Annotated in this window: 2 protein-coding genes and 1 pseudogene; all 3 read left to right on the top strand. The window is 70.5% G+C overall.

Annotation, left to right across the window (positions count from 1 at the left end; genetic code table 11):
* Nucleotides 1–203: pseudogene (locus NX1_RS20325) on the top strand (amidohydrolase); the annotation flags it as partial.
* A gap of 2 nt (nucleotides 204–205) precedes the next feature.
* Complete coding sequence (lnt, locus tag NX1_RS20320) at nucleotides 206–1,921, top strand: apolipoprotein N-acyltransferase (RefSeq protein ID WP_068061776.1); 1,716 nt, start codon at nucleotides 206–208, stop codon at nucleotides 1,919–1,921.
* A gap of 375 nt (nucleotides 1,922–2,296) precedes the next feature.
* Complete coding sequence (locus tag NX1_RS20315) at nucleotides 2,297–15,988, top strand: non-ribosomal peptide synthetase (protein ID WP_084501597.1); 13,692 nt, start codon at nucleotides 2,297–2,299, stop codon at nucleotides 15,986–15,988.
* The last annotated feature ends 12 nt before the right edge of the window (nucleotides 15,989–16,000 follow it).

Raw genomic sequence — 16,000 nt, 5'->3', positions numbered from 1 at the left:
GCACCCTCGTGCCCGGCGCGCCCGCCTCGTACGCGGTGTGGGACGCCGACGAACTCGTCGTCGCGGCGGCCGCCGACTCGGTGCAGCGCTGGTCCACCGATCCGCGCTCGCGGGTACCGGGACTGCCGCCGCTGGAACCGGATTCGGCGCTGCCTCGGTGCCTGCGCACCGTGCACCGTGGCGTCACCCTGTTCGAGGCATGACGATGCCCGGCCTCGCGCGCACCCGCGTCGCACCGGAACAGCTGCGCGGCGTGGCCGCGCGTGCCGTGGCCGCGTTGGTCGCGGGACTGCTGCTGTTCGGCAGCTTTCCGCCGCGGCCGTTCTGGTTCCTCGCGCCCGTCGGCATCGCCGTGCTCACCGCGACGGTCCGGGGCGCGGGCAGCCTGCGCGGCGGCTTCGGCTACGGAATGCTCGCGGGGCTCGGCTTTTTCGTGCCGCTGTTGCCATGGACAGGGATCTACGTCGGGCCTGCGCCGTGGCTGGCGCTGTCCACCGTGTGCGCGGTCTACATCGGACTGTTCGGCCTGCTGGCCAACCTGATCGGCCGGTTGCCAGGATGGCCGCTGTGGGTGGCGCTGGCCTGGGTGACGACGGAATGGGCGCGCTCGAGCTTTCCATTCGGCGGATTCCCCTGGGGGCGGCTGGCTTTCGGGCAGGCTGACGGCTGGTTCCTGTCGCTGGCCGCGGTCGGAGGCGCGCCGCTGGTCGGGTTCGCGGTGGCGCTCACCGGCACCGGGCTGGCGGCGCTGGTCGCACGTCTGGCGACGACGCGCGCGGCCGGTGCGCCGGGGCCGGACGCTTCCAGCGACGAGGCGAAGACCGCCGCGGGCGAGCGGAACTCGGCGGACGAGTCAGCGCCGAGCGGGTCGGCGAGATCCCGGGCGGGACTCGCGTCGAAGACCGGAATTATCACCGCGGCAGCGACTTTGGCTATCATGCCGGTCGCCGGAGTGATCCTCCGGTCCGCGCTGCCCGCCCCTGAGGACGGTGACCGGACGATCACGGTCGCCGCGATTCAGGGCAGCGTGCCGCGGCTCGGCCTCGACTTCAACGCGCAGCGACGCGCGGTGCTGGACAATCACGTCCGGCGCACCGAGCAGCTGGCCGACGACGTCGCCGCTGGGCGGGTGCGCCGGCCGGATGTGGTGATCTGGCCGGAGAACTCCTCCGACATCGATCCGCTGCGCAACGCCGACGCCGCGGCGGTCATCACGCGCGCCTCCGAGGCGATCCACGCGCCGATCCTGGTGGGCGCCGTGCTGGTGAACGGTGATCGCACCACGACGAATTCGGTGATGGTGTGGAACGGCGCCGATGGACCGGCGGACCGGCACGACAAGAAGATCATCCAGCCGTTCGGCGAGTACCTGCCGATGCGGTCCTTCTTCCGGCTGTTCTCCGAATATGCCGACCGGGCAGGATATTTCGTGCCAGGCAACGGGGACGGCGTGGTGCGCGCGGACGGCGTCGACATCGGCGTGGCGACCTGTTACGAGGTCGCCTTCGACCGGGCCTTCCGCGATTCGATGCGGGCCGGAGCGCAGCTGCTCACCGTGCCGACCAACAACGCGACCTTCGGCGACAGCGAGATGACCTACCAGCAGCTGGCCATGTCCCGCGTACGCGCCGTGGAGCACGGCAGGGCGCTGGTGGTCGCGGCGACCTCCGGTGTCAGCGCGATCGTCACCGCCGACGGCGCGGTGCCGCAGCAGACCGAGCTGTTCGTACCCGCGGCCCTCGTCGCCGACCTGCCGTCGCGCAGCAGCACCACGCTGGCTACCCGAATCGGCGCCGCACCGGAATGGGTCTCCGCTATCCTGACCGCTGCCGCCGTCGTCGTTGCATGGTCCCGCCGGCGGAGGTCGCGGTCTGTCTACGCGACCGACCAGGGCTTTTCGGTCGGCCAATCGGTCGGCTGACCTGGCTGACGATCTCACCGACAACCGAACATCCGGTCTTTTCCGGGGCAGGCGAGACCTCCGTAGCCTGTTCGTGATGTTGCGCGCTGTTTGCTAGCGAGCCTCGCGAGGTCGACCCTGTCCGCGGCGTAAGCCGTCGGACCTCGGTGTTTGTGGTCCGCGACGCCGCTCGGCGCGCAAGTTTGCGGAAATTTAGCTGGTGAAAAGGACGTTCTGCCAACGTCGTTCGATGTGAAACAAATCCAATACGTCGGCCATCCGGCATCTGAGGTGCTCCGAATCATAGGGCGTGATCACACGCCCTACGGCTCGCGCGTGCGCGCCCGCCGCGGGGGGTCGGGGAGTTGCGTCAGTTGCGGCAGAACGGAGTGATGAATGAGTTCATTGGCCACCGATCGCGTCGACCAATGCACTTCGGGTGAATTTTCGGCACAACCGTTCGCTCTCTCCCCAGCGCAGACGGCCCTGTGGTACGCCCAGCGGATTCGGCCCGATGTTCCCCTGACGATCGCTCAGTACGTCGAGATCCACGGAGATCTCGACGTCGGATGCCTGCTCTACGCGATCGAGCGTTTCGGTGCCGAGACCGAGGTCGGGCACGTCCGGATGGCGGAGATCGACGGTGTTCCGCATCAGATGGTCGACTGGTCCCGCCGTCCCGGCTGGGGCCGCATCGATATGCGTGACGAGCCCGATCCGCGCGCCGCCGCAGTGCGCTGGATGACCGAGCACGCCAATTCTCCGATCGATCTGGAACGCGATCCACTCACAACCAATGTGGTGCTGCGGGTCGGCGATTACGAGTACTTCTGGTACTCCCGCGGACATCACATCGTGATCGACGGCTACGGCGCGATGAACGCGACGACGAGGACGGCCGAGATCTACACCGCCGTGCAGAACCACACGGAGCCGTCGGTCTCGCGCGCGACCGGGCTGGCGGAGATCTACGCCGACGAGTCGGCCTACCGCGATTCCAACCGGTTCCGCACCGACCGCGACTACTGGCGCGAGCAGCTCTCGGACGCGGGCGGGCCGCTGAGCCTGTCCCAGGTCGCGGTCACCACCTCGACTCCCGATTCGGGCAGGCGCCTCGCCAAGGGCACGCTCGACGACCACGCCGACGCCGCCGTGACCGCGGCGATGACGTCGTTCGACACCAACAACTCGACGCTGTTCGTGGCGGCCCTGGCGTGCTACGTGCACTCGGTGACCGGCGATTCCGATGTGGTGCTGAGCCTGCCCGTCGCGGCGCGGACCACCGTCGCGCTGCGCCGTTCGGCGGGCGTGCTGTCGAACGTGGTGCCCATCCGCCTCCGGTTCGACGCCGGCACCACCATCGGTGACGTAGTGCGCGCGACGGAACTACAGATCACCGGCGCGCTGCGGCACCAGCGCTACCGGCACGACGACATCCGGCGCGACTGCGGCTACTCCAGGGATGCTCGCGGGTTCTTCGGGCCGATGGTCAACATCATGCTGTTCCACAACGAGCTGAAGTTCGGCGAGCTGACCGGCTCGCTGCACGTGCTGGCCACCGGACCGGTGGAAGACCTCTCGATCAACCTCTACAACGGCGAAGCGGACCGGATCCACATCGACTTCGAGGCCAACCCGCGGCTGTACGGCGATATCGAAGTCACCATGCACCACGCTCGTTTTCTCGACTTCCTCGGTGAGTTCCTGGCTTCCGAGCCGGAGACCGCGGCGGAATCGCTGTGCGCGATCACCGACGCCGAACGCGAACTCGTGCTGCGCGAGTGGAACGCCACCGAGGCTCCCGTCCAGAACGACACGCTGGCCGGGCTCTTCGCCGACCGCGTCGCGACCGCCCCCGATGCGATCGCGGTCGAGTTCGAGGGACGCGCGCTGACCTACCGCGAACTCGACGAACAGGCAAACCGCTTGGCGCGGCTGCTCATCGCCCGCGGCGCGGGGCCCGACACGGTAATCGGCCTCTGCCTGCGGCGCAGCATCGACCTGGTCGTCGGCATGTACGCGATCGTCAAGGCGGGCGCGGCGTATCTGCCGCTCGACCCCGACCACCCGGCCGACCGCATCGGCGGCATCCTCGACCAGGCCGAGCCCGTGTGCCTGATCGCCGCCGAACGCGACGGGCTCGCGCTGCCGCTGCGGACGCCGGTGCTGATGATCGACTGCGTCGCACTCTCCCGTTTCGACGCCGCGCCGGTGACCGACGCCGACCGGAAGGCGCCGTTGCGCCCCGAGCACCTCGCCTACGTCATCTTCACCTCGGGATCCACCGGAAAACCCAAGGGCGTCGCCGTCTCGCACGCGGCCATCGTGAACCGGCTGCGCTGGATGCAGCACGAGTACCCGCTCGACCACACCGACGCGGTGCTGCAGAAGACGCCCGCGACCTTCGACGTCTCGGTCTGGGAGTTCTTCTGGCCCTTGCAGGTCGGCGCGCGCTTGGTGGTCGCGACGCCGGACGGTCACCGTGATCCCGCGTACCTCTCCCGCGTGATCGCCGAAAAGCGCATCACCACGGCGCATTTCGTGCCGTCCATGCTGTCGGTGTTCGTCACCGACACCGATGTGCGTCAGTGCGCCTGCCTGCGCCGGGTGTTCTGCAGCGGCGAGGCGTTGCCCCCCGCGACCGTCCGCGACTTCCACGGAGTGCTGCGCGGAACCCGGCTGCACAACCTGTACGGCCCCACGGAGGCCGCCGTCGACGTCACCTACTGGCCGTGCCCGGAGGAGCCGGAGACGGTGCCGATCGGCATGCCGGTCTGGAACACCCAGACCTACGTGCTGGACGCGCGGCTGCGGCCGGTGCCGCCCGGCGTCGTCGGCGAGCTGTACCTGGCAGGCGACCAGCTGGCGCGCTGCTACGTCGGTCAGCCGCGGCTGACCGCCGACCGCTTCGTGGCCAACCCGTTCACGCCGGGTGCTCGCATGTACCGCACCGGCGATCTCGCCCGCTGGCAGCTGGAGCCGACGGCGGACGGACGCGGCGTGCTGGAGTACCTGGGCCGCACCGACTTCCAGGTGAAGATCCGCGGCCTGCGCATCGAGCTCGGCGAGATCGAGGCCGCGCTGCTCGACGACGATCACGTCGCTCGGGCGGTCTGCGTCGCGCAGGCGGGCCGCACCGGCGACGAACTGGTGGCCTACGTCGTCGCCTCGCACGGCGCCGAGGGCGAACGTCTGGACACCACGACACTGCTGGCCTCCCTGCGCCGCACGCTGCCCGCCTACATGGTGCCTTCGGCGCTGATCGAGCTCGACGAACTGCCGCTCAGCGCCAACGGCAAGATCGACCGCAAGGCGCTGCCTGCGCCGACGCTCGTCGCACGCACGATGCCGGTCACCGCCGCGCCGCGCACCGAGGTGGAGCGGGCCCTCGCCGCGATCTTCAGCGAGGTGCTCGGCATCGAGGCGGTCGGGTTGGAGGACGGCTTCTTCGACCTCGGCGGCAACTCGCTGATCGCCGCGCGCGCCGTGGCGCGGATCAACGTCGCGCTCGGCACGGCGCTGACCATCAGGGACCTGTTCGAGGCATCGACGGTCGCCGCGCTCACCCGGCGATTCGCCTCGCACGCCCCGGACACCAGCTCGCCTCGGCTCGTTCCCGCCGAACGGCCGGAACGGATTCCGCTGTCGCTGGCCCAGCAGCGCCTGTGGATCCTGAATCGCTTCGCCGAGCACGCCGCCGCCTACAACATGCCGCTGGCGGTGCGCCTCGACGGACCGCTCGACCACGCGGCGCTGCGCGCGGGCCTGGTCGACGTGATCGAGCGCCACGAGAGCCTGCGCACCACCTTCCCGGAGAGCGGCGAAGGTCCCTATCAGTTGATCCACCCCGCCGCGGACATCCCGCTCACCCTCGACCCGATCGACGCGGTCGGGGCCGACGTCACCGAGCTGGCCACCGAGTTCGCCGGATACGGCTTCGATCTGCGCAGCCAGGCCCCGATCCGGGTCGCGCTGTGGCAGACCGGCCCGCAGCGGCACGTGTTCCTGATCGTGCTGCACCACATCTGCGGTGACGGCTGGTCGGTGACGCCGCTGGCCGCCGACCTGATGACCGCGGTGACGGCGCGGGTCGACGGCGTCGCACCGCAGTGGACGCCGCTGCCGGTGCAGTACGCCGATTTCGCTCTCTGGCAGCGCGAGCTGCTCGGCGACGAGAACGATCCGGCCAGTGCGCTGAGCCGTCAGCTGACCTACTGGCGCTCGGCGCTGACCGGAATGCCCGATCAGCTCGACCTGCCGCTCGACCGCCCGCGCCCGATGCGCCGCTCCACCTCCGGTGGCCGGGTCGCCTTCACGATCTCCGCTGAAACACGCCGTGCCGCAGCGGAACTCGCGGCGAGCCGCGGCGTCAGCATGTTCATGGTGCTGCACGCGGCGCTGGCGACCCTGCTGGCCCGGCTGTGCTCGAGCACCGACATCGCCGTCGGCACCCCGATCGCGGGCCGGTCCGATCCGGCGCTCGACAACCTCGTCGGCATGTTCGTGAACACCCTGGTGCTGCGCACCGAGGTCGATATGGCGGCGGGCTTCGACCGGATGCTCGACGTGGCCCGCGAGACCGACCTCAACGCGTTCGCCAACGCCGACGTGCCGTTCGAGCGGCTGGTCGAGGTGGTCAATCCGGAGCGGACCGCCGCGCGGCATCCGCTGTTCCAGGTGATGCTCTCCTACGACGGCACACCCGAGCTCGCCATCGATCTGCCGAACGTGACGGCGCGAGTGCTTCCGCTCGCGTCCGACGTCGCCAAGTTCGACCTGCAGCTCGAGGTGCACGACAGCTTCGGAGAGGGACCGCTCGCCGCCGAATTCGGCTACGCCACCGATGTTTTCGACGAGCGTACGGTGGAGTGGTTCGCGCGGCGGTTCGTCGCGCTGCTCACCGAGGCGGTCGCGGCGCCGGACATGCCGGTCGGCGACATCGACATCCTCGACCGCAAGGAATCGGCCAACTTGGTGCCGATCGCGGCGGCGCCCGCCGAGCCCCAGATCTCGCTGGCGCACTTGCTCACCGCCACCGCCGAACGGCTGCCCGACGCCGTCGCGGTGCGCTACCTCGGGCAGGACACCACCTACCGCGAGCTCGACGAGATGTCGAATCGCTTGGCGCGCGTGCTGATCGAGCACGGCGCGGGGCCAGAGGTCGTTGTGGCCATCGCGCTGCCGCGCAGCCTGGACTCGATCGCCGCGATCTGGGCGGTGGCGAAAACCGGTGCGGCGTATGTGCCCGTCGATCCGAGTTATCCAGCCGAGCGGATCGGGCACATGATCGCCGACTCGGGCGCGTTCCTCGGCCTGACCATCCCGGAATGCCTGGCCGCCATGCCCGAATGGCCCGCGCCGCGCGGGCGGCATCGCAAGTCGTACGTCGATTGGCTGGTGCTCGGCTCGACGGAACTGGCCGACGAATGCGACGACCAGTCCATCGCGCCGATCACCGACGTCGAGCGGCACCACCCGCTACGGACCAGCCACCCGGCGTACCTGATCTACACCTCGGGTTCCACCGGCATACCGAAGGCCGTCGTGGTGACCCACGCGGGCATCGCGTCGCTGGCGAGCGAGCAGAAGCATCTGTTCGGCGTCACGGATACCGCACGCACACTGCACTTCTCGTCACCCAGCTTCGACGCCTCGGTGCTCGAGCTGCTGCTCGGCTTCGCGGCGGGCGCGACGATCGTGATCGCGCCCGCCGGCATGTACGGCGGGGCGGAGCTGGCGGATCTGCTGCGCTCCGAACACGTCACCCATGCCTTCATCACTCCCGCCGCGCTGGCCACCGTGCCGGACGAGGGACTCGACGAGCTCGAGGCCGTGATCGTCGGCGGCGAGGCGTGCTCCGAGGAACTCGTGAAGACCTGGTCGGCGCGGCACCGCATGCACAACATGTACGGGCCGTCCGAGGCCACCGTCGCCGCGACCGCGTCCGGCCCGATGGTGGCGGGACGCCCTGTGCCGCTCGGCATGCCGGTGCGCGGCATGCGCCTGTTCGTGCTGGACGCGCGCCTGCACCCGGTTCCGCCGGGCACACCGGGGGAGCTGTACCTCTCCGGCCCCGGCATCGCTCGCGGCTACCTGGGGCGTTACAGCCTGACGGCGCAACGCTTCCCGGCGAATCCGCACGGCAGGCGCGGCGAAAGGATGTACCGCACAGGCGATCTGGTGGTCGTTGACCACACCGGGCGCCTGCGCTTCCTCGGCAGGGCCGACGACCAGGTCAAGATCCGCGGCTTCCGCATCGAACTCAGCGAGATCGACCATGCGTTGCGCGCGCACCCAGGGGTGAGTTTCGCGCTGACGACGGTGCACACCGGCGAGCACGGCGATCCGCGGCTGGTGTCCTATGTGACGGCCGAGCGGGACGCCGCGTCCATCACGCAGGCCGAGATCCTGGAGACCGCGCGGCAGCGGCTGCCCGGCTACATGGTGCCCGCCTCGGTGATGGTGCTCGACGAGCTGCCCGTCGCGCCGACCGGCAAGCTGGATCGAAAGGCTCTGCCGCAGCCCGTGTTCGCGGCCGCGGGTCCGTCCAGGGCGCCGCGCACCGACGACGAGATCCGGGTGGCGGGCGTGTTCGCCACGGTGCTCGGGCATCCGGTCGAGGGCGCCGAGGACAGCTTCTTCGACATCGGCGGCACGTCGCTGCTCGCCACCCGGCTGGCGGCCGCGCTGCACGCGGAGTTCGGCGTCGACCTGCCGGTGCGGACGCTGTTCGAGGAGCCGACGGTCGCCGCCGTCGCACTCCGGATAGCGGAAGCGCCCCGGACGCAACGGGTGCCGCTGGCTGTTCACACCCCGCGTCCGGGACGCATCCCGCTGTCGCTACCGCAGCAGCGACTGTGGTTCCTCAATCGATTCTCGCCCGAATCCAGCGCCTACAACATCGCATTCGTCATTCGAATCGACGGCGATCTGGACGTGGCGGCGCTGCGCGCGGCCCTCACCGACCTGGTGGAGCGGCACGAGGTGCTGCGCACCGTGTACCCGGACGACAGCGGCGGCGCCCAGCAGCTGGTGCTGCCGATCAGCAGGGCGCTGCCCTCGGTGCGGCCCATCGCGGTCGACGAGGCGGCGGCGAAGGACGCGCTGCGCGTGCTCGCGCGCGGCGGCTTCGACCTGACCAGGGACACGCCGCTGCGAATCGCGTTGCTGCGCACCGGCGCCGAGAGCTATCAGCTCGGCATCGTGCTGCACCACATCGCGGCCGACGGCTGGTCGCTCGGCCCGCTGACCCGCGACCTCGCGGTGGCCTACGCGGCGCGCCGCGACGGCCAGGCGCCGGGCTGGACGCCGCTTCCGGTGCAGTACGCCGACTTCGGGCTTTGGCAGCGCGCCTGCCTCGGCGACGAGAACGACCCGGACAGCGTCGCGGCGGCGCAGCTGGCCTACTGGCGCGACGAACTGGCCGAGCTGCCCGCCGAGCTGCCGTTGCCGTACGACCGGCCGCGGCCCCTCGATCCCACCCAGCAGGCGGGCGCCGTGCGGTTCACCGTGCCGGAGTCGGTGCAGCGCGCGCTGGCCGAGCTCGCGCGGGCGCAGGGAGTCAGCCTGTTCATGGTGCTGCGCTCGGCGCTGGCCGTGCTGCTGCGGTTCGTCACGGGCGGCCGCGACATCGTCATCGGCACGCCGATCGCCGGACGCACCGACACCAAGCTCGACGAGTTGGTCGGCATGTTCGTGAACACCATGATGCTGCGCTCGTCCGTGGATCCGGACCGGCCGTTCACCGACCAGCTGCGCGCCGACCGCGACACCGAACTGAGCGCGATGGCCAACGCCGACGTGCCGTTCGAGCGCGTCGTCGACGAGCTGGGCCGCGTCATGGGCGTCGGGGCGAACCGGCCGCTGTTCCAGGTGGCGCTGACCGTTCAGGACGGCCCCGCGCCGACCCTGGAGTTGCCCGGTCTGGCGCTGAGCGCCGAGGAACTCGACATCGCACGAGCCAAGTTCGATCTGGAACTGCGCGTCGCGACTCGCGACGACGGCGCGCGCGACTTCGAATTCGTCTACGCGGCCGAGCTTTTCGACGCAGCGACGGTCGAGACGCTCGCCGATCGGTTCCAGCGCGTGCTGACCGCGGTCACCGAGGACGCGCGCGTGCCGGTGCGCGAGATCGATGCGCGCACCGAGTCCGAGCGCAGGCTGCTCTGCCCGGCGACCGGCGGTGCGACCACCCCACAACTGACCTTGGCGGACTACTTCACCGCCACGGCGCGGCGGTACGCACGGCGCGAAGCGGTCCGGTCCGGCGGTATCTCGCTGACCTACGCCGAACTCGACCGGCTCTCGAACCGTCTGGCCCGTGCCCTCGTCGCGCGCGGTCTCGGCGCGGGCGATCGGATCGCGCTCGGCCTGACACGTTCCATCGAGTCGGTGCTCACCGTGCTCGGGGTCACCAAGTCCGGCGCGGCCTTCGTGCCGGTGGACCCGAACTACCCGGCCGATCGCGTCCGGCACATGCTGGCCGACTCCGGCTGCGAGGTCGGCGTCACAGTGACCACGCACGCCGAACGGCTGCGCGCGGCGACCGACGGCGCGGCATCCGACGAGGGGGCGGCGTCGAACGAAGAGGCAGTGGCGACCGACTGGCTGCTCCTCGACGACCCGGCCCTGATCGCGGAGCTGGATCGGTGGGACGACAGCCCGATCGAGGACGACGAGCGGCTGCGTACCGTGCCGCTGGCGGAGCTGGCCTACATCATCTACACCTCGGGCTCGACCGGTAAGCCGAAGGGCGTCGCGGTCACCCACGGCGGAGTGTCGAACTTCGCCGACGAGGTCAAGGACCGGATGCGGGTCGACGCGGACGCGCGGACGCTGCACTTCTCCTCGCCCAGCTTCGACGCCGCCGTGTTCGACCTGCTGCTCGCGGTGGGCTCCGGCGCGACCATGGTGATCTGCCCGCCGGACATCTACGGCGGCGACGAGCTCGCCGAGCTCATGGACCGCGAGCGGGTCACCCACACCTTCATGACCCCCGCGGCGCTGGCCACCATCGACAGCGAACGCTGGCCGCTGCCGCACCTGCGCTCGCTGACGATCGGCGGCGAGGCATGGGGGCCGGAACTGGTCGACCGGTGGGCGCCGGGACGGCTGATGTTCAACGGATACGGCCCTACCGAGACAACCGTCGTCGCCACCGCGGGCGAGGTGGCCGTCGGCGCGCCGATCACCATCGGCACGCTGGTGCGCGGAGCGCGAGCCACGGTGCTCGACGATCGGCTGCGGCCGGTCCCGGTCGGCGTGCCCGGCGATCTGTACCTCGGCGGATTCGGTCTGTCTCGAGGATATTTCGAGCGTTTCGGCCTGACCGCCGCGCGGTTCGTCGCCGACCCGTTCGGCCCCCCGGGCGAGCGCATGTACCGAACGGGTGACGTGGTGCGCTGGACCCCGTCCCACGACCTGGTGTACCTCGGCCGCAGCGACCATCAGGTGAAGGTCCGCGGATTCCGCATCGAACTCGGCGAGATCACCGCCGCGCTCGGCGGGCATCCCAGCGTGCGGTTCGCGCACACCGAGGTCAGGCACATCGCGGGTGCGGACAGGATCGTCGCCTTCGTCCAACCGTCCGACGAGCGGGCGGGCGTTGACGTCGACGCGGTGCGCGAGCATGCGGCGCAACAGCTTCCCGCGCACATGGTTCCGGTGAGCATCACGGTGCTCGACCGGATTCCGCTCACCCCGGTGGGTAAGCTCGACACCGCGGCGCTGCCGGAGCCGGAGTTCACCGCCGTGTCCCCGGGACGCGCACCGGAGACCGAATCCGAAAAGGTTGTCGCCCGGGTGATGGCCGAACTGGTCGGTGCCGAGACGGTCAGCGCCACCGACAGCTTCTTCGAGATCGGCGGAAACTCGCTGCTGGCAACCCAACTCGTGGCCCGGCTGGAGGCGGCGACGAACCACAGGCTCGAGGTGCGCGGCGTCTTCGCTGCGCCGACCGTCGCCGAGCTCGCCGCCATGCTCGACACCGGACCCGCGGGCACGGCCGCGCGACCGGAGCCGGTGCGGCGCGAACGGCCCGATCGGATTCCGCTCTCCGCCGCTCAGCATCGGCTGTGGTTCCTGAACCGGTTCAACGAGGTCGGCGCGGCCGCCGACGGGGCGGACGGCAGCGCGGGCGCCTACAACGTTCCGGTCGTGCTGCGGATGCGCGGCAGGCTCGACGTCGACGCGCTGGTGCACGCGCTGCACGCGGTGCAGGCGAGGCACGAGTCGCTGCGCACGGTGTTCCCCGAGGTGGACGGCGAACCGGCCCAGGTCGTCCTCGACGAGGACGACGCCGCGGTGACCTTGTTCGTCGCGACCGTCACCCCGGACGGCATCGACGACGCGGTGCGGCGTTTCGCCGAACCGGGATTCGATCTCGGCGAGACCGTGCCGCTGCGCGCGGCGCTGATCACGGTGTCGGACGAACCCGATACGGACGGCATGGCGCCGCCGGCCGCCTCCACCGACAACGTCCTGGTGCTGGTCGTGCACCACATCGCCATGGACGGCTGGTCGCTGGAGCCGCTGGCCGCCGACGTGGCCACGGCCTACCGCGCCGCCTGCGCCGGGCAGCCGCCGGACTGGGACGAGCTGACCCTGCAGTACGCGGATTACACGCTGTGGCAGCGGGATACGCTCGGCGACGAGAACGATCCCGACTCCGTATTGCGCAGGCAGCTCGACTACTGGCGTACCACGCTGGACGGCGTCCCCGAGCTGCTGAACGTGCCCGCGGACCGGCCGCGGCCCGCGGTGCCGTCCTATCGCGGCGGCACGGTGGAATGCGCGATCGACGCGGTCACCCACCGCGAACTGCACACGGTGGCCACCACCAACAACGTCAGCATGTTCATGGTGCTGCACGCCGCCCTCGCGGTGCTGCTGCACCGGATGACGGCCACCGGCGACATCGCGGTGGGCACGGCGATCGCCGGCCGCGGTCACCCGGCACTGGACCGGATGATCGGCATGTTCGTGAACACGCTAGTGCTGCGCACCCGGATCGATCCCGACGCGCGGTTCACCGACCTGCTGCACGGCGTGCGCGACACCGACCTCGACGCGTTCGCCCACGCCGACCTGCCGTTCGAACGGCTCGTCGAGGTGCTCAACCCGGCCCGCTCGCAGTCGCATCACCCGCTCTTCCAGGTCATGCTCTCGGTGCGCAACCGCCCGATCAGGAAGCTGGAACTGCCGGGTCTGCACATCGAGGCCGAGGACGGCGACACCGGGATCGCCAAGTTCGATCTGCAGTTCACCTTCACCGAGGAGCAGACCGCGCAGCGCGAGCCCGCGGGCATCACCCTCGCGGTGAACTACGCGGGCGATCTGTTCGACGAGCGGACCGCGTACGGACTCGGCAAGCGCCTGCTGCGACTGCTCGCGGCGATCGCCGCGACGCCGACCGCGGCCGTGGGCGATCTGGAGCTGCTCGATCCCGATGAGTGGACCGGTCTGGCCCCGGTGCGCGGTACCGCGGCCGACCGTCCGATCGTCTTCCCCGAGGTCTTCGAGGCCGCGGCGAACGTCGACCGCACGGCGGTGGCGCTGCGCTCCGACGGCACCCACGTGACCTACGACGCGCTCGACCGCTGGACCAACCGGCTGGCCCGCGTGCTCATCGGCCGCGGCGTCGGACCGGAAACACTGGTGGCGCTGGGGATTCCGCGCTCGGTCGAGTCGGTCGCCTCGGTGCTCGCGGTCGCCAAGGCCGGCGCGGCGTTCGTGCCGGTGGATCCGCTGTACCCGTCCGGGCGCATCAGCCACATGCTCTCCGATTCCGGTGCGGCACTCGGCATCACGCTCGACGAGTACCGCGCGGAGCTGCCCGACGGCATCGAGTGGATCGTGCTCGACGATCCGGACTTCCGCGCGGCCGTGCTCGCGGAATCGGACAACGCGATCGTGCAGGAGGAGCGGGTGCGTCCGCTGCGGGTGGACAACCCCGCGTACGTGATCTACACCTCCGGCTCCACCGGCACCCCGAAGGGCGTCGTGGTGACCCACGGCGGCCTGTCCAACTTCGCCGCCGAGACCGCGGAGCGCTTCGACGTCCATCCCGGCAGCCGGGTCCTGCATTTCGCGACGCCGAGCTTCGACGCCGCGATGCTCGACCTGCTGCTCGCCCTCGGCGGCGCGGCGACGCTGGTGATCACGCCGTCCGGTGTGGTCGGCGGTGCGGAACTGGCCGAGGTGTTCATCGAGGAAGAGATCACCCACGCCTTCATCACGACCTCCGCGCTCGGCACGGTCGACCCGACGGGCGTCACCGATCTGGCGCACGTGCTGGTCGGCGGCGAGGCGTTGCCGCCCGATCTGGTCACCCGCTGGGCGCCGGGTCGCAACCTGTACAACGTGTACGGCCCCACCGAGACCACCATCGTCACGGTGATCTCGCAGCCCATGGAGCCGGGCGGTCCGATCACCATCGGCGGCCCGATCCGCGGCGTCGCCGCGACCGTCCTCGACCACAGGCTGCACCCGTCGCCGGTCGGCGTCACCGGAGAGCTGCACCTGGCGGGCAGCGTGCTGGCTCGCGGCTACCTGAACCGCCCCGGACTGACCGCGCAGCGGTTCGTCGCCAACCCGTACGGCAAGCCGGGCGAGCGCATGTACCGCACCGGTGACCTGGTGCGGTGGTGGTCCGGCGCCGAGGAGGGCGAGCACGAGATCGAGTACGTCGGCCGCACCGACCACCAGGTCAAGGTCCGCGGCTTCCGCATCGAGCTCGGCGAGATCGACAGCGCGCTGTTCCGCCACCGCGCCGTCGAGTTCGCGACCACCATCGGCTACCGCACGCAGGCGGGCAGCACGGCGCTGGTGTCGTATGTGAAGCCGCGCAACGGAGCCGAGGTCACCGCGCGTGAGCTGACCGACCACGTGGCCGCGCTGGTACCGAATTACATGGTGCCGCAGTCGATCATGCTCATCGACGAGGTGCCGCTGAGCCCGGTCGGCAAGCTCGACCGGCAGGCGCTGCCCGAGCCGGTGTTCAGCGCGTCCGGCGGCTACCGGCCGCCGAGCAACCCCGTCGAGGCGGTGTTGTGCGCGGCCTTCGAGCAGGTGCTCGGGGTGGAGACGGTGGGCGCCGACGACGCGTTCTTCGAACTGGGCGGCAACTCGCTGCTGGCCACGAAGGTCGTCGCACAGGTGCGGTCCGAGGGAATCGACCTGCCGGTGCAGGCGATGTTCGGCGAGGCGACACCCGCCGCGATCGCCGCCAGGCTGACCGGCTCCGAAGGCGCCGCGGCCGCCATGGCCGGTGCGCTCGGGCCGGTGCTGCCGATCCGGCCGACCTCGGCGGGGCGGTCGGCGCCGCTGTTCTGCGTGCACCCGGCGATCGGGTTGTCCTGGTGCTACGCGGGCCTGCTCGGGCACCTGTCGCCCGACCGCCCGGTGTACGGGTTGCAGTCGCCGCACGTCGCGGGGGAGGACGGCTTCTCCTCCATCGGCGAGGCCGCGGATTACTATGTGGCACATATCAAGTCGGTGCAGGCCGAGGGCCCGTACCACCTGCTCGGCTGGTCGCTGGGTGGCCTCATCGCGCACGAGATCGCGGTGCGGTTGCAGGAGTCCGGCGACGAGGTGGCGCTGCTGGCGATGATGGACAGCTACCGGCTCTCCGACGAATTGCTCGAACACGCCATCCCGGGCGTGGCCGAGATCATCGCGGAATTCGGCAGCGACCTGGGCGACGGCGACGACCTCGATCCAACGATGAGCCTGCTCGACGCGGCGGAACTGCTGCGCTCGCGGCCCGGCGCGTTCTCGGCGCTCACCATCGAGCACCTGGAACGGCTGTACGCGGGTTACGCCAACGGCACGGTGCTGGCGCACGGCTTCCGGCCGCGCACCTTCGACGGCGACGTGCTGTTCTTCACCGCGGCGGACGACGAGGTCAACCGGTCCGATCCGACCCGGTGCGCCGCGGCGTGGGAGCCGTTCGTCACCGGGACCGTCCACGACCACGAACTGTCCTGCCGTCATTCGGCGATGACCGCACCCGAATCGCTCGCCGTGATCGGACCGGTGCTGAACCGGCATCTCGAGGGTGAAGCGGGCACAACGAAGGAGGATGCGTAGTGAGTGAGGTGC

Origin of the sequence: Nocardia xishanensis NBRC 101358, assembly GCF_001613365.1 — a bacterium.
Classification (GTDB): domain Bacteria; phylum Actinomycetota; class Actinomycetes; order Mycobacteriales; family Mycobacteriaceae; genus Nocardia; species Nocardia xishanensis.
Note: the sequence above shows the minus strand (reverse complement) of the source record. Positions and strands in the feature narration are given on the sequence as shown.

Coding starts and splice junctions, on each gene's coding strand:
- NX1_RS20315 (WP_084501597.1), top strand. CDS start 2,297: ATGAGTTCATTGGCCACCGATCGCGTCGACCAATGCACTTCGGGTGAA.
- lnt (WP_068061776.1), top strand. CDS start 206: ATGCCCGGCCTCGCGCGCACCCGCGTCGCACCGGAACAGCTGCGCGGC.